We start from the raw sequence: 16,350 nt of genomic DNA, 5'->3' as shown, positions 1-16,350 counted from the left end.
CGCACGAGACGGAGCCGGGCCGCCCCCCGGCACCCGAGCAGCGAACCACCGCCACCACCCGGCGCCCGAACGGAGCCACCACCCAGCGCCCGAGCAGGCAACCGCCGCCACCACCACCCGGCGCCCGAACGGAGCACCACCGCTACCCGCCCGTCACCCGATGTCCAGCGGATCCACCCGCACCCGCACCGCCTCCGGTGTCCGCAGCGCGATCCGCGCGATCTGCGCCGCCTTCAGCGCCGCCGCCAGCGCCGCCCCCTGCCCGGGCGGCACGCGCAGCAGCGCGCGCTCCTGCTCCTCGCCGCGCAGCGCCGGCACGGGCACCGGCCCGAGGACGTCCGCGCCCTCCGGCAGCCGGATCAGCCCGAGCAGGTCGGCGACCGCCGCCGGGCTCCCCGCGACCGAGGCCATCCGGGAGACCGGTGGGAAGTGCAGCTGGGCCCGCTCGTCCCGCTCCAGCCCGGCGTGCCCGAGCGGGTCCCACCGCACCAGGGCCTGCACCGGCCGCGCGGACGGCTCGGCGGCGACGACGACCGTCCCGCCCTCCGTCGACGGCCGGACGAGCGCGGCGGCCGCCAGCCACAGCCGCAGCGTCTCCTCGCCGGCCCGCAGGTCGGGGCGGCTCAGCAGCGCCCAGCCGTCCAGCAGGAGCGCGGCGCCGTAGCCGGTGCCGCCCTCGACCACCGGTTCGGCGCCGGGGGTGGAGATCACCAGCGAGGCCTCGTCGGGCACGGTGGCGAGCACCGCGTCCCGCCCGGAGGTCCGCACCGGGATGCGCGGGAACGCCTTCCCGAGTTCCTCGGCCGTCCGCCGCGCGCCGACCACCTGGGCCCGTAGCCGGAAGGAACCGCACTCGGTGCAGTGCCAGTCGTTCTCCGGCTCTCCGCACCACGCGCAGCACAGCGCGGCGTCCGCCGACGGCGCCTCCAGCGGCCCCTCGCACCGCCGGCAGCGCGCGGGCGTCCGGCAGCGCCCGCAGGCGAGCCGGGGCACGTAGCCGCGCCGGGGCACCTGGATGAGCACCGGGTGCCCGGCCGCGAGCGCCTCGCGCGCGGCCTCCCAGGCCACCGACGGCAGCCGGGCGGCCTGCGCGGCGGCGTCCCGGTGCTGGTCCTGGTCGGTGACGGTCCGCACGCGCGGCGCGACCTGCCGGACGGTCTCCCGGTCGGCGACCAGCGGCCGCGCCCACCCGGTACTGACCAGCTGCGCGCCCTCGACCGTCACGGCGTGCCCGCCGAGCAGCACGGCCGCGCCCTCCTCGGCGGCCCGCAGCAGCGCGACCTCGCGGACGTGCGGGTGCGGGGCGCGCGGGTCGCTGTGGCTGCTGTCGCCGTCCGACCAGACCACGACCAGCCCGAGGTCGCGCACCGGCGCGAACATCGTGGCGCGGGTGCCGATGACGGCGTGCACCGAGCCGCGGCTCACCGCGAGCCAGCGCCGGTAGCGCTCGCGCGGACCGGCCTCCGCCTCCAGGGCGACGTGCATGCCCTCGCCGAGCAGCTCGGTGAGCGCCCGGTCCACCCGCGCCACCGAGCGGCCGTCCGGCAGGACGACCAGCGCGCCGCGCCCGCCCGCCAGCGTCGCCGCGACGGCCCGGGCGATCTCGTACGGCCAGCCGGGCCCGGGCAGCGCCGACCAGACGGCCCGCGGCGCACCGCCGCCGGCCAGCGCGGCGAGGAAGTCGGGCCCGGCCGGGTAGCGCTGCCAGCCGCCGGGGGCGGGCGCCGCCGGGCGCGGGCGCGGCGGCGGGGAGTCCTCCGCCTCGGCCTTGGCGTGCCGGGGCGGGATCGCCAGCTGGAGGACGTCCGCCAGCGTGCCCGCGTACCGGTCGGCGACGGTCCGGCACAGGCGCAGGAGCTGCGGGGTGAGGACGGGCTCGGGCGAGAGCACCTGGGCGAGCGGCGCGAGCGGGCCGGGGAAGTCGCTCTTCTCCAACCGCGCCACGATGAACCCGTCGTGCAGCTCCCCGCCCTCGCGCTGCCCCTTGACGACGCGCGCGCCGAACCGGACCCGCACCCGGACGCCGGGAAGGGCCTCCTCGGCCATCGCGGCCGGGACCTCGTAGTCGAAGAACTTGTCGATGGTCAGCACGCCCTTGTCGACCACGACCCGGGCCACCGGCAGGTGCTCGGCCCGCTTCGCGCCGCGCCACGTCCGCGGCTTGGCCTTGCGGACCGTCTCCCGGATGAACGCCAGCTGCTCCGGCTCGGCGCCCCCGTTCTCCCCTGTTGTGCTGCTCATCGCTCCCAAGTACTACCAGGTCACACCGACAGGACGCGCAGAAGCGGGGGGGCCCCCCCCCCCGGGGCGGGGGGGGGCCCCCCCCGGGGCCCCCCCCCCCACCGCGGTCGTGCCGGAGACGCCCGGCACGGTTCGGTGAGTGATCACGGAGGCTCCTGGCGGGTGGGGGAAGGGGCGGCGGCGGCCGGTTGTCCGGAATCGATCGGTCCGTCCGCCGGTTCCCCGGCGTCGTCGAACGCCGCTTCGAACGGCCCGATCCCCGGTACGGCCTGGTCATCCGCCGCGGCGGGACCTCGGGCCCATGTCCTGAACGCGCTGTCGGTGGCCACGACGGGAGGCCTCCGGATCATCGCGCGTGAGGGCTCTGCGTATCCCCGTCGTCACAGGTCACCCCGTACGCCGGCGGCTCCGGGGCGCCCTCCGGTGGTCACCGCCCGGTAGATCAAGATTCAGCTCTCGTGCACGTGTTTCACACATCCCCCACTTTGGGTGCCCCCGATGCTCTACATTGATGTCCACTTCGCTCGGTTCGACGCGGGGCGACGATCGATGATTCACGGGTCCGGCGCTGCGCATGGCCGGTAGTCGCGTCCCGGCGGCAGCCGTGGGGGCGGTGAATTCCCGGCGCCCGGAAATCGGGCTTCGAGTGTGGAGAGCGACCGCCGGCGGATTCCCGTCCATTTCGGGATTCCGGCAGGACGTATGGGTCCGTCGGTGCTTTTTGGGGGATGTACACGTAGCGCTGCAGGAGTCGATTTCGCCATGCCCGGGAGCGGGACCTCCCGGCGGTAGGAACAGCGCGGCACGGGAGGCGGCGGGGCCTCCCGAAGGGGAGGAATCAGGTGCGGGAGGCGCGAGCCTCCCGGGGGGAGGAATCGTGTGGAGCGAGCACGTCGAACCCACTGGTGACCTGGAAGGGGCTGTCGAGCAGGGGGAGGGGGAATTAGTCCGCCCGTTCCAGGCGGTGCGGGGGCGCCCGGTGAACGGGAGGATCGGGCGGCCCGAGAGTGACTGGGAGCAGCAGTACCGCCGTACGGTGATCATCGGCGACACCGTGACCACCGCCTTCGTGGTGGCGGCGATCGGCGGGTTCTTCGGGGTCAGGGACGCGGCCAACTGGCACGAGAAGTGGGGGATCCTCGCCTTCGGCACCGAACTCCTGGTGCTCGCGGCGCTGGCGACGACCCGGTCGTGGGCGCCGGCCGTGCTCGGCCAAGGGGCCGAGGAGTTCCGCCGGCTCGGACGCGCGCTGTTCGCGGCGGCCGTCGTCCTGTCGCTCGGCGGGATCGCCCTCACCTCGACCAACATCAAGCTCTGGATCTTCGTCGCGATCCCGGCGATCACGGGCGTCACCATGACCGAGCGGTACCTGCTGCGCCTGTGGCTGCACAAGCAGCGGAAAGAAGGGCGGTGCCTGCGCCCGGTGCTGGCCGCCGGGAGCCCGGCCACCATGCGCGACCTGATCGCCCGGACCCGCAAGTTCCCGCACCTCGGCTGGCGGGTGGAGGCGGTCTGCACGCCGTACGCCCTCGGGCTGGGCGGTGACCGGCTGGACGGCGTGCCGGTCGTGGGCCGGCTGACGGACGTGGCCAACCACGTCCGCCGCGACGGCTACCGGGTCGTCGCCGTCACCCCGGACCCGTACTGGACGCCGGACCGGCTGCAGCGGCTGGCCTGGAAGCTCGAAGGCAGCGACGCCGAGATGGTCGTGGCCCCCGTGCTGATGGAGGTTGCCGGACCGCGGCTGCACGTCGACGCGGTGCTCGGGATCCCGATGCTGCGGGTCAGCATGCCGACCTTCACGGGGGGCCGGCGGGCCGTCAAGGAGGTCGTCGACCGGCTGGGCGCCGCTGTCCTGCTGGTCCTGTTCGCGCCGCTGATGCTGCTCGTCGGGCTGCTCGTGCTGGCGGACAGCCGGGGCGGGGCGTTCTACCGCCAGCACCGGGTCGGCAAGGACGGCCGCGAGTTCACCCTGGTCAAGTTCCGCACCATGGTGGCCGGGGCGGACCGGGCGAGGGCTGCGCTGGCCGACCGCAACGAGGGCGCCGGCCTGCTGTTCAAGCTCCGCCGGGACCCGCGGGTGACCCGGGTCGGCGGGGTGCTGCGCCGCTACTCGCTCGACGAGCTGCCGCAGCTGCTCAACGTGCTCACCGGGTCGATGTCGCTGGTCGGCCCGCGGCCCCCGCTGCCGGAGGAGTCCGCCGCGTACGGACCGGACATCCGGCGGCGACTGCTCGTCAAGCCCGGGCTCACCGGCCTGTGGCAGATCAGCGGGCGCAGCGACCTGCCGTGGGAGGAGGCGGTGCGGCTGGACCTGCGGTACGTGGAGGACTGGTCGCTGGCCCTGGACACGGTGATCTTGTGGAAGACCCTGCGGGCGGTGCTCCAGGGGCAGGGGGCGTACTAGCCGCCAGGGGCCCCGCACGACGCGACAACGCACGGCACGACAACGCACGGCACGGCACGTGGACGGCAGGCCGGATCGGCCTGCCCGAGGGGAGGAACGGGTCATGAGGGTCAGCGTCCTGGGGCTCGGCTACGTGGGCTGCGTGTCGGCCGCGTGCCTGGCCAGTCTGGGGCACGAGGTCATCGGCGTGGACGTCAACCAGGTGAAGGTCGACCTGGTCAACGACGGCAAGGCCCCGGTGGTCGAGGAGCGGATCGGCGACCTGATCGCCGAGATGGTGCGGACCGGGGCGCTGCGCGCCACCACCGACGTCCGCGAGGCGGTCCTGGGCAGCGAGGTGTCGCTGGTCTGCGTGGGCACGCCGTCGGAGCCCAACGGCGGCCTGTGCACCACGTACCTGGAGCGGGTCGCCGAGCAGATCGGCGCCGTGGTGGCCGAGCGGGGCGGGCGGGGTGGGCGGCACACCGTCGTGTTCCGCAGCACCATGCTCCCGGGCACCTGCCTGAACCTGCTGGTGCCCATCCTGGAGAAGCACGCCGGCGGCACGGCCGGGACGGACTTCGGGGTCGCGGTGAACCCGGAGTTCCTGCGCGAGGGCACGAGCGTGCGGGACTTCTTCGACCCGCCGAAGACCGTCATCGGCGAGCTCGACCCGGCGAGCGGGGACGTGGTCGCGGCGCTGTACGAGGAGCTGCCCGGCGAGGTGTTCCGGGTGCCGGTCCCGACGGCCGAGGCGATCAAGTACGCGGACAACGCGTTCCACGGCCTCAAGATCGGCTTCGCCAACGAGTTCGGCGCGGTGTGCCAGGCGCTCGGGGTGGACTCGCACCAGGTGATGGACGTGTTCCTGGCCGATCGCAAGCTCAACATCAGCCCCGCCTACCTGCGGCCCGGCTTCGCCTTCGGCGGCTCCTGCCTGCCCAAGGATCTGCGCAGCCTGGTCCACGCGGCACGGCGCGCCGACGTCTCGGTGCCGATCCTCTCCCACGTGCTGGCCTCCAACGCCGACCACCTCCAGCGCGCGGTGGAGCTGGTCGAGCGCACCGGCAAGCGCCGGGTCGGCCTGTTCGGCCTGTCCTTCAAGCCCGGCACCGACGACCTCCGCGAGAGCCCGCTCGTCGAGCTGGCCGAGCGGCTCTTCGGCAAGGGCTACGACCTGCGGATCTACGACCCCAACGTGAACCTCTCCCGGCTGCTCGGCGCGAACCGCGAGTACATCGAGACCCGGCTGCCGCACCTCGCGCAGCTGCTCGCCCAGTCCGTCGACGAGGTGCTCGACCACGCCGAGGTGTGCGTGGTCGGGACGAAGGACCCCGCGGTGCTGTCCGCGCTGCCGCACGGCGGCGCCGACGGTGACGGCCCGGCGATCGTCGACCTCGTCCGCCTGCCCGACGCCGAGGCGCGCCGGGCCGAGCCGGGGTACGCGGGCCTTGCCTGGTGACGCGGCCGGCGGCGACGGGCGGGGCCGTCGCGCGCTGGTCCTGGTGGAGAACCTGTCGGTGCCGTTCGACCGGCGGGTGTGGCAGGAGTGCACGACGCTGCGCGACGCGGGCTGGACGGTGCACGTCATCTGTCCGCAGGGCACCAAGCGGGACACCGAGCCGGAGGCGGAGATCGACGGGGTGCGGATCCACCGCTACCCGTTGCGCGCGGCCACCGGCGGACCGGCCGGCTACCTGCGGGAGTACGGAACGGCGCTGTGGCACACGGCCCGGCTGGCCCGCAAGGTCGGCCCGGTCCACGTCGTCCACGCCTGCAACCCGCCCGACCTGCTGTTCCTGCCGGCCCTGTGGCTGAAGCGGCGCGGCGCGCGGTTCGTCTTCGACCAGCACGACCTCGTGCCCGAGCTGTACCTGTCCCGGTTCGACCGCGGCGAGGACCTGCTCTACCGCGGAGTGCGCGCACTGGAACGGCTGACCTACCGGGCCGCGGACGTCGTGCTCGCGACGAACGAGAGCTACCGGGACGTCGCGCTGCGCCGCGGCGGTCTGCGGCCGGAGGACGTGTTCGTGGTGCGCAGCGCGCCCGACACCGAGCGGTTCCGGCCGGTGGAGCCCGAGCCGGAGCTGAAGCGCGGCAAGCCCCATCTGCTGTGCTACCTCGGCGTGATGGGCCCGCAGGACGGCGTCGACTACGCCCTGCGGGCGCTCGCGAAGCTGCGCGACGACCTCGGGCGGACCGACTGGCACGCGGTGTTCGTCGGCGGTGGCGACACCTTCGACGAGATGGTGGCGCTGTCCCGGCGGCTCGGGCTCGCGGAGCAGGTGGAGTTCACCGGGCGCGTCCCGGACGCCGACCTGGTGCGCTACCTGTCCAGTGCGGACGTGTGCCTCTCGCCCGACCCGCGCAATCCGCTCAACGACGTGTCGACCATGAACAAGGTCCTGGAGTACATGGTCATGGGCCGGCCGATCGTCTCGTTCGACCTGCGGGAGGCACGGGTCTCCGCCGGTGACGCCGCCGTCTACGCGCCCGCGAACGACGAGGCCGAGTTCGCCCGGCTCGTCGCGCTGCTGATGGACGATCCGGAGAAGCGGGCCTGGATGGGCAAGCTCGGCCAGGAACGGATCAACGGGCCGCTCGCCTGGCGCAACTCCCAGCGCGCGCTGCTCGACGCCTACGCCGCCGCCTGCCGCCCGCTCGTGAACGGCAGCCGCACCCCGGGCCGTCGGGCAGGGAGAAGGCCTCGGCGTTGAGCGACGAAACGATACGCCTGGTCACGGTCGGCCGGATCCTCCGACGGCGGTGGCGGCTCCTGGCCGTCCTCGCCGTGGTGGGTGCGCTCGTCGGGTACGGCACGTCCCTGCTGTTCCCGCCGCGCTACACGACGTCGGCGTCGGTCCTGCTGCCGGGGGTGTGGCAGGACCGCGAGCTGCTGACGCAGGCCCAGATCGCGACCAGTTCGGTGGTGGTCGACCGGGCGGCCGCCACCCTGGGCTGGACCGGCGTCACCGGCACCAAGCTCCAGGACCGGGTGAGCGCCACGGCGTCGGACGGGAACATCATCAAGATCTCGGGCACGGCCGAGACCCCGGAGCGCGCGCAGCAGCTCTCCGACCAGGTGGCCCATCAGTTCGTCGCGTTCGCCTCGCACGTCGCGGGCGACAGCACCGACCCCGAGGCGGCGCAGCCCGAGGCGCTGCGCCAGCTCGTGCTGCAGGCCGGCCGCAACATCAGCGACCTCGCCGCCGCGGCCGGTCCGGGGCAGACCGTGGACAGCGTGTCGACCCGTACCGAGCTGGCGAAGCTGCGCACCGCCCTGCAGGACGCCATCAAGAAGCTGGACCAGGTCGACCCGGCCGCCAACAAGGCCAACATGGTCGTCATGGGGTCGGCGCCCCGGCCGTCCGGCGAGGCGCCGCCGACGAGGATTCAGCTCGTCGCCGCCGGGGCGCTGCTGTTCTTCCTGGTCGCGCTGGTCGGCCACCTCGCCGCCGGGCGGACGAGCCGCCGGCTGCGCACCGGACCGGAGATCGCCGCGGCGCTGGGCTCGGTGCTCCTCGGTGCCGTCGACGTCCCCGGTGACCGGTCCGCCCACCGGGCCGACGGCCGTGGCCCCCGGGCCCTGGTCCGCCGGCTGCTGGGCACGGACGTCCGGTGGGACCTGCCGGCCCCGCGCGTCTCCGGCGACGAGGCCGGCCGGCAGCTCCGCTACCGGCGGGTGTGCGCCCGCCTGCGGGACCGACTGCCGTCCCCCGGGCGGCTGCTGGTCGTCGTCCCGGAGGGCGACGAGACGGCCCGCCGGGCCGCCGGGCAGCTCGTCGCAGAGGCAGCGGGCGATCCCGTGCTGCGGGCGGTGGACGTGTCGGTCTCCCGGCCGCTGGTGTCGGACCACGACGGCGAGTCCGGCGCCGTGGTCGTGCTCAGCGCGGGCGACTGGACCGCGGGGGAGCTCGCCGACGTCGCCGGGGCGTGCGCGGACGCCGGCCACGAGGTCGTCGGCGTCGTCGTCGCCGAGCCGGTCCTGGCCCGAGCAGGGCGCTCCGCCGACCGCCACCCGGAGGGTGCCGTGCCGGTGCTCGCCGTCGGCGACGACGCGAGAAGGGGCCCGGAGTGACGACGAGTACGACGCCGGAGCCGTCGGCCCCCGCCCCGCTGCTGGATCTGCAGTCGCTGGTGGTCGCGGTGCGCAGGCGCCGCCGACTGTGGTGCGTCATGGCGCTGCTCGGGCTGCTGGCCGGTGCGGCGGTGGCCGTCCTGCGGCCGCCCGCGCCGAGCGCGACGGTCAAGGTGCTGGTCGCCCACCAGGCGGACCAGCCGAACGACCCCGGGACGCTGATCCGCACCGACGCCGCGCTGCTCCAGACCACGGGCATCGCGGGCAAGGCCCTGCAGGCCCTCGGATCCGCGGAGAAGCCCGAGGACTTCATGCGGGACTACGCGGGTGCCGGCCTGACCAACAACCTCCTGCAGATCAACGTGACGGGCACGAGCGACGCGGAGGCGGTGGCCCGGGCCAAGGCGCTGGCCGACGCGTTCGTCGCGGACCACGTCCGGCGGATCCAGGAGGCCGCGGACGCCGAGGCCAAGGCCTACCTCGACCAGCGCGACCGGCTGCGCGAGGAACTCGCCCAGGTCAACAAGTCGATCGGGGAGGCCTCGCAGCAGAACGACCCGAAGACGGCGGCGAGCCGGGAGTCGCTCGACACCAGCCGGTCCGAACTCATGTCGCGGATCGCCGACTTCAGTCAGCGCGCCGCGGAGGCGGGCGTGGGCACGCCCCGGCTCGTCGCCGGCACGCAGATCGTGGACGCCCCGCGCGCGGTGCGGCAGTCGCTGCCCAAGACCGCCGCCACCGACGCCGCCCTCGGGCTCGTCCTCGGACTCGTCCTCGGGCTCGCGGTGGCCGCGGTCGGCGCGGTGGTGGCGGACCGCCCGGTGTTGCGCCGGGAGATCGCGGCGAACCTCGGTGCCTCGGTCATCGCGGAGCTGCGCGGCGTGCCCCGCAGGTCCGTCGGGCGGTGGCAGCGTCGGCGGACCAGGGCGGCCAGGACCCGGCTCACCGCGACCCTGGCCCGCAGCGTGCGCGGCTCGGCGGACGCCGTGTCGCTGCTGGAACTCGGCTGCGCGCGCACCACGAGCGTGATCGCCCTGGACCTCGCCGGCGAACTGGCGTCGGAGGAGGAGGGGCCGGTGGTCGTCGTCGACGGGCTGCCCGGCCCGCAGCTCGCCAAGCGCCGCGCCAGGCCGGGGGATCCGACCGTCGTCGTCGGCGGGCGCGCCGGGGCCGTGCCGCCCGAGGAGCGCCGGCTCGGCGTCGGCTCGGTGGCGCCCGGCACGGCGTGGACCGACCTCCGCCACCTCGGCACCCGGACGGTGCTCGTGGTGCGGGCCGGGCACGGCAGTGCCGCCTGGCTGCACACCGTGGCCCGGCAGCTCGCGGACCAGGGCATCCCGGTGATCGGGGTGGTGCTGATCGACCCCGACCCGCGGGACCGGACCGACGGCACCCTCTGGGACGGGCCGCACGCCGCGCCGCGCGGCCGGCGAGCCCGCCCGCCCAGGCGCGATGGGACCGGCCGCCGGCGCACGGAACGACAACCGACGAGGACCGCACCGGTCCCGGACAACGACCAGGAGGCGGGCTAGACATGTGCGGCATCGCGGGAACGTACCGGTGGCCGGACGGGAAGGCCGTGACCGACCTGCTCACCGACACCCTCGCCCACCGGGGCCCGGACGGGGCCGGCCGCTACGGCCACCCGGTCGGCGACGGCGACGTGCAGCTCGGGCACCGCCGGCTGGCCATCGTCGACCTCTCCGAGACCGGCGCCCAGCCGATGGTCTCGGACGGCCTCGTCCTGACGTACAACGGCGAGCTGTACAACGCGCCCGAGCTGCGCGCCGAACTGGCCGCCGCCGGCGTGCGCTTCCGCGGGACCTCCGACACGGAGGTGCTGCTGGAGGCCTGGCGGCGCTGGGGCACCGACTGCCTGCCCCGGCTGCGCGGCATGTTCGCGTTCGGGATCTTCGACGAGCGGACCGGCGAGCTGGTGCTCGTCCGCGACCAGCTCGGCATCAAGCCGCTGTTCCTGGTCCGGCGCGGCGGGGGCCTGGTGTTCGCCTCCGAGCTCAAGGCGCTGGCCGCCGCCACCGGCGGGTCGCTGGAGGTGGACCACGCGGCGCTGGTGGCCTCCCTGCTCTACTACTGGGTGCCGGACTCGCGGTGCGCCTTCCGCGAGGCCGAGAAGCTGCCGCCGGGCAGCTGGCTCCGGTGCAGGCCCGACGGCCGGGTCGAGCGCGGCCGGTACTGGAACCTGCGGGACGTCGCCGCCGAGGGCCGGGAGCGGGCCCTGGCCGGCGAGCGGCCGGACCTCGCCGCCATCGTCGAGGAGTCGACCCGGCGTCACCTGCTCTCCGACGTGCCGGTGGCGACGTTCCTCTCCGGCGGGCTGGACTCCAGCTACCTGACCGCGCTGGCCGCCCGCGACCGGCCCGGCATCTCGGCCTACACGATCGGCTTCCGCGCCGAGGACGCCAGGTTCGAGGCCATGCCCGACGACCTCCGCTACGCCCGGCAGGTGGCCGGGCGGTTCGGCGTCGACCTGCACGAGATCGAGATCGCCCCGGACGTGCTCGACCTGCTGCCGAGGATGACGTACCACCTGGACGAGCCGATCGGCGACCCGGCCGCGATCAACACCTACCTGATCTGCTCGGCCGCCCGGGAGGCCGGGGTCAAGGTGATGCTCTCGGGGATGGGCGCCGACGAGCTGTTCGCCGGCTACCGCAAGCACCTGGCCAACCGGCTCGCGCTGCGCTACCAGCGCGTCCCGCGGCCCCTGCGGCGCGGACTGTCCGCGGCCGTGGACCGGCTTCCGGTCGCCACGGCCACCCGGGGGTTCCGCTCGGTGCGGTTCGCGAAGCGGTTCCTCTCCTTCGCCGACCTGCCGGAGGAGACGGCGTTCCGGCGCAGCTACACGATGTACGACCGGGCCGAGCTGCTCGCCCTCGTCGACCCGGACCTGGCCGGGACGGTCGACGACGTGCTGACCGAGCACGCGGACGTCTACGGGGACAACGACCTCGACGACTTCGTCAACCGCATGTGCCTGGGGGACGCGCGGATGTTCCTGCCGGGCCTGAACCTCGCCTACACGGACCGGTCGAGCATGGCCGCGTCCACCGAGGTGCGGGTGCCGTACGTGGACGTCGAGGTGGTGCGGGCGGCGTTCGCGGTGCCCGGTGACCGCAAGATCGTCGGACGGCAGGGCAAGGCCGTGCTCAAGGAGGCGGCCACCTCCGTCCTGCCCCGGGAGATCGTGTACCGGCCCAAGGGCCTGTTCAGCGCGCCGCTGCGGGCCTGGATGAGCCGGGACCTGGCGCCGCTGGTGCGCGAGGTGGTGAACGACGGCGTGCTCGTCCGGTCGGGGTTCCTGCGCCGGGACGCGCTGGCGCGGCTCGTCGCCGCGGACGCCGCCGGGCAGCAGGACTACTCCAAGCACCTGTGGCACGTGCTGACCCTCGAGTACTGGTACCGCGGCGCGACCTCCGGCTGAGGCCGCGGCCGGAATGCGACGACGTGACGACGTGACGACATGGGAACAAGGGGACTTCGGGTGAAACAGGTCGTGCAGAACTACAAGAGCGGCGAGCTGTCGGTGCTCGACGTGCCGGTGCCGGGCTGCAAGCCGGGCGGAGTGCTGGTCCGCAGCGCCTTCTCGCTGATCTCCACCGGCACCGAGCTCATGAAGGTCTCCGAGGCCGGGATGTCGATGCTGGGCAAGGCCCGCTCCCGGCCGGACCAGGTGGCCAAGGTCATGCAGAGCGTGGCCACCAACGGACTGCCCGCCACCTACCGCAAGGTGATGGGCAAGCTGGACTCCTACACGCCGCTGGGCTACTCGCTGTGCGGCGTGGTCGAGCAGGTCGGCGCCGGGGTCGACGACGTGAAGGCCGGCGACCTGGTGGCCTGCGCGGGCAACGAGCACGCGCTGCACGCCGAGCTGAACTGGGTGCCGAAGAACCTCTACGTCCCGGTGCCGGACGGCCTCGCGCCGCGGCACGCGGCCTTCGGCACCGTCGGGTCGATCGCGCTGCAGGGCGTGCGCCAGGGCGAGCCGCAGCTCGGCGAGGTGGCGCTGGTCATCGGGCTCGGGCTGATCGGGCAGCTGGTGGTGCAGCTGCTCACCGCCGCGGGGGTGCGCGTCGTCGGGGCCGACCCTGACCCGGCGCGCTGCGAACTCGCTGCGCGCCTGGGCGCCGTGGCCTGCGGCGATCCCGCCTCCGCGGCCGTGGCGGGCGCCGTCGCCGAGCTGACCGGCGGTCACGGCGTGGACCAGGTGTACCTGGCGGCCGGCGGCGGCAGCAACCAGCCCGTCGAGCTGGCCGCCGCGCTGGCCAGGGACCGGGGCCGGGTCGTCGACATCGGCAAGTGCCGGCTGGACCTGCCCTGGAACGCGTACTACGAGAAGGAGCTCGACGTCCGGTTCTCCCGCTCGTACGGCCCCGGGCGCTACGACCCGGAGTACGAGCTGGAGGGGCGGGACTACCCGATCGGCTACGTGCGCTGGACCGAGCGCCGCAACCTCGCGTGCTTCCTCGACCTCGTCGCCCGGGGCCGCGTCGACGTGGAGCCGCTGATCTCCCACATCGCCGACTTCGGCGACGCCGTCGAGACGTACCGGCGCCTGAAGGACGGCGAGTTGAAGGCCGTGGCCGTGCTCTTCCGGTACCCCGGGCCCGAGGGGGAGGGAACGGCGGAGGCCCCGGTGATGGCGGTGCCGGAGGTGCGCGTCGAGACCAGGGCACCCGCGCCGTCCCGTCCCGTCAACACGCCGGTGCGGCTGGCGTTCGTCGGCGCGGGGAACTACGCGACGTCGATGCTGCTGCCGCACCTGGCCGGGCGCGACGGCGTCGCGCTGTCCACGGTCGTCACCACGACGGCGCTCTCGGCGGCCAACGCGCAGCGGAAGTTCGGCTTCGCCCGGGCGACCACCGATCTGGACGGCGTGCTCGGGGACCCGTCCATCGACGCCGTGTTCGTGGTCACCCGGCACAGCTCGCACGCCGAACTGACCCGGCGGGCGCTGCTGGCCGGCAAGGCGGTGTTCGTGGAGAAGCCGCTGGCCCTCACCGAGGACGACCTGGCGGGCGTGCTCGCGGCCGTGACGGAGTCCGGCAACGACCGGCTGCAGGTGGGCTTCAACCGCCGGTTCTCGCCGCTGCTGCGCGAGGCCAAGGCCCGGTTCGGCGCGCGGAGCGGCCCGGCGAGCCTGCGCTACCTGGTCAACGCGGGCCGCCTGCAGCACGGCAGCTGGTACCTCCAGCAGGGCACCGAGGGCTCCCGGTTCGCCGGCGAGGGCGGGCACTTCATCGACACGGCGAGCTGGCTGCTGGAGGCCGACCCGGTCTCGGTGTACGCGGTGGCCTCGGCCGGCAACGAGGACCTCCAGGTCGTGCTGCGCTACCCGGACGGCTCCACGGCCACCATCAGCTACGTCACCACCGGCGCGTCCGGCTTCCCCAAGGAGACGCTGGACCTCGTCGCGGACGGCAAGGTGCTGAAGCTCGACGACTTCGTCCGCGCCTCGGTGTACGGGGGCAAGCGGTGGGTCAGTTCGCGGCTGCCGAAGGCCAGGGACAAGGGCCAGTCCAACGAGCTGGCCGCGTTCGTCCGGGCGGTGCGGACCGGCGGGCCGATGCCGGTGCCGCTGGAGTCGCTGGTCGCCACCACGGCGGCCACCCTCGCCGTGCAGACCGGCCTGGCCGGCGGCGTGCCGGTGGCGCTGGAGCGGGCACGATGACGATGAGCGCGGGCTGGTACCTGCGGCGGCTGTCCCGGATGGGGCCGCGGGAGGTCGGCGGCCGGGCGGGCGACGCGGTGCGCAGGCGGCGGTGGCGCTCGGAGCCGCCGCCCTGCCCGGAGGTCACCGGCGCCCGGTTCACCGCCGTCCTGCCCGCCGGGGCGATCGCCGCGGTGCCGGCGGAGGCCGCGAAGCGACTCGTCGCCGAGGCGGACCGGCTGATGGACGGGTACGCCGAGTTCTTCGGGGTGGACCGCGACGACCTGGCCGACCCGGACTGGTGGCGCGACCCGAAGACCGGGCGCCGGGCCCCGGCCGGCTACGCCTTCGACGTGCCCTACCGCGACGAGGACGCGGTCGGGGACATCAAGCAGATCTGGGAGCCCTCCCGGCACCAGTACCTGACCGTGCTCGCCGCCGCCTACGCCCTCACCGGGAACGAGCGCTACGCCGAGCGCGTGGCCGCGCACCTTCGGTCGTGGTGGGCGGCCAACCCGCCGCTGCGCGGCGTGCACTGGATCAGCGGCATCGAGCTGGGCATCCGGCTGCTGTCCTGGGTGTGGATCCGCCGGCTGCTCGACGGCTGGCCGGGCGCGGCCGGGCTGTTCGAGGGCAACCCGGTGGCGCTGGAGCAGATCTGGCACCACCAGCGCTGGCTGGCCGCCTTCCCCAGCCGGGGGTCCTCGGCCAACAACCACGTCATCGCCGAGGCCGCCGGGCAGTTCGCCGCGGCCTGCGCGTTCGGCTGGTTCCCGGCCTCGGAGCGCTGGCGGTCCGGCGCGCTGCGCTCGCTGGAGCGGCACCTGCGCGGCAACACCTTCCCGTCCGGCCTCAACCGCGAGCTGGCGACCGAGTACCACGGGCTCGTCCTGGAGCTGGGCCTCGCCGCGCTGGCCGAGGCGGACGCCGCCGCCGTGCCCGTCCCGGCGTCCGTCCGGCTGGTCCTGCTGCGGATGACCGACGCCCTCGCGGCCGTCGTGGACAACCGGCTGCGGCCGCCGCGCCAGGGCGACGCGGACGACGGGTACGGCCTGGTCCTGGACGGCCCCGGCACCGACCGCTGGGCCTCGCTGCTGGCCACCGGGGACGCCGTGTTCGGCCGGCTCGCCTGGTGGCCGGCGGTGACCGGCGGCGACGTGCGCACCCCGCTGCTGGCCGCGCTGATCCGCCCGTACGGGAAGAGCGGAGCCGTCACCCGCCCGGCACGCCGGCCCGGCCACTTCGCCGACGCCGGTATGACCATCCTGCGCGGCCCGGGGGAGATCTGGTGCCGCTGCGACGGCGGTCCGCACGGCTTCCTGTCCATCGCCGCGCACGCCCACGCGGACGCGCTGTCCGTGGAGGTCCGGCACGACGGCGTGGAGGTGCTCGCCGACCCCGGGACGTTCTGCTACCACGGACAGCCCGAGTGGCGGAGCTACTTCCGCTCGACCCTGGGCCACAACACCCTGGAGCTGGACGGCGGCGACCAGTCCGTCTCCGGCGGCCCGTTCCTGTGGACCCGGCACGCCCGCAGCCGCGTCCTGGCCGCGGACACGTTCAACGGGAGCGTGGCCCGCTGGAGCGCCGAACACGACGGCTACCAGGACTCGGTGCACCGCCGCCGGGTGGAGCTGACCGCCGCCACCCGGGAGCTGCGGGTGGTCGACGAGGTGCGCGGCCCGCGCCGGGCCGTGCGTCTGGCCTTCCACCTCGGCCCGGCGATCACTGCCGACCTGACGGGGCACCGGGCCCTGCTCACCTGGACCCGGGACGGCGAGGGCCGTTCCGCGGTGCTCGACCTGCCCGGACAGCTGTCCTGGCGGGCACACCGCGGCGAGACCGACCCGCCGCTGGGCTGGTACTCGGCCGGCTTCGGGCGCAAGGAGCCCGCGACCACGCTCGTCGGCACCGGATTCGCCGACGGCACCGGGCGGTTCACCACCGTGCTCGGATTCCGGGACTGAGGGGGGAGGG

9 protein-coding genes are annotated in these 16,350 nt (G+C 74.8%); 8 read left to right on the top strand and 1 reads right to left on the bottom strand.

Annotated features, from left to right (window positions below):
- Window positions 1–153: 153 nt before the first annotated feature.
- Window positions 154–2,241, bottom strand: a complete 2,088-nt coding sequence (locus tag ACFXDE_RS11140) for a primosomal protein N' (protein WP_380444660.1) — start codon at window positions 2,239–2,241, stop codon at window positions 154–156.
- A gap of 979 nt (window positions 2,242–3,220) precedes the next feature.
- Here ACFXDE_RS11140 and ACFXDE_RS11135 point away from each other — a divergent pair.
- The 8 genes from ACFXDE_RS11135 to ACFXDE_RS11100 all read left to right on the top strand — a co-directional run bounded on the left by ACFXDE_RS11135 (window position 3,221) and on the right by ACFXDE_RS11100 (window position 16,340).
- The gene (locus ACFXDE_RS11135; protein ID WP_380444987.1) at window positions 3,221–4,648 is read left to right on the top strand and encodes a sugar transferase; all 1,428 of its coding nucleotides are present in this window, start codon (window positions 3,221–3,223) and stop codon (window positions 4,646–4,648) included.
- A gap of 103 nt (window positions 4,649–4,751) precedes the next feature.
- On the top strand, window positions 4,752–6,089 hold the full coding sequence (locus tag ACFXDE_RS11130) for a nucleotide sugar dehydrogenase (protein WP_380493047.1): 1,338 nt from the start codon (window positions 4,752–4,754) through the stop codon (window positions 6,087–6,089).
- Entirely contained in the window at window positions 6,079–7,344 is a 1,266-nt protein-coding gene (locus ACFXDE_RS11125) for a glycosyltransferase family 4 protein (RefSeq protein WP_380493045.1), read from the top strand. Before ACFXDE_RS11130 ends, ACFXDE_RS11125 begins: the two co-directional genes overlap by 11 nt.
- Complete coding sequence (locus ACFXDE_RS11120) at window positions 7,341–8,705, top strand: Wzz/FepE/Etk N-terminal domain-containing protein (protein WP_380493043.1); 1,365 nt, start codon at window positions 7,341–7,343, stop codon at window positions 8,703–8,705. Before ACFXDE_RS11125 ends, ACFXDE_RS11120 begins: the two co-directional genes overlap by 4 nt.
- Window positions 8,702–10,237: a Wzz/FepE/Etk N-terminal domain-containing protein gene (locus tag ACFXDE_RS11115; protein ID WP_380493041.1), complete on the top strand. Its 1,536-nt coding sequence runs from the start codon at window positions 8,702–8,704 to the stop codon at window positions 10,235–10,237. Before ACFXDE_RS11120 ends, ACFXDE_RS11115 begins: the two co-directional genes overlap by 4 nt.
- A 2-nt stretch (window positions 10,238–10,239) precedes the next feature.
- Entirely contained in the window at window positions 10,240–12,147 is a 1,908-nt protein-coding gene (asnB, locus tag ACFXDE_RS11110) for an asparagine synthase (glutamine-hydrolyzing) (protein WP_380444992.1), read from the top strand.
- Window positions 12,148–12,207: 60 nt separating this feature from the next.
- On the top strand, window positions 12,208–14,394 hold the full coding sequence (locus ACFXDE_RS11105; RefSeq protein ID WP_380493039.1) for a bi-domain-containing oxidoreductase: 2,187 nt from the start codon (window positions 12,208–12,210) through the stop codon (window positions 14,392–14,394).
- A complete protein-coding gene (locus ACFXDE_RS11100; RefSeq protein ID WP_380493037.1) occupies window positions 14,391–16,340 on the top strand; it encodes an alginate lyase family protein in 1,950 nt (649 codons plus the stop codon). The genes ACFXDE_RS11105 and ACFXDE_RS11100 overlap by 4 nt, the downstream gene beginning before the upstream one ends.
- The last annotated feature ends 10 nt before the right edge of the window (window positions 16,341–16,350 follow it).

Origin of the sequence: Kitasatospora sp. NPDC059408, from assembly GCF_042751525.1 — a bacterium.
GTDB lineage: Bacteria > Actinomycetota > Actinomycetes > Streptomycetales > Streptomycetaceae > Kitasatospora.
Note: the sequence above shows the minus strand (reverse complement) of the source record. Positions and strands in the feature narration are given on the sequence as shown.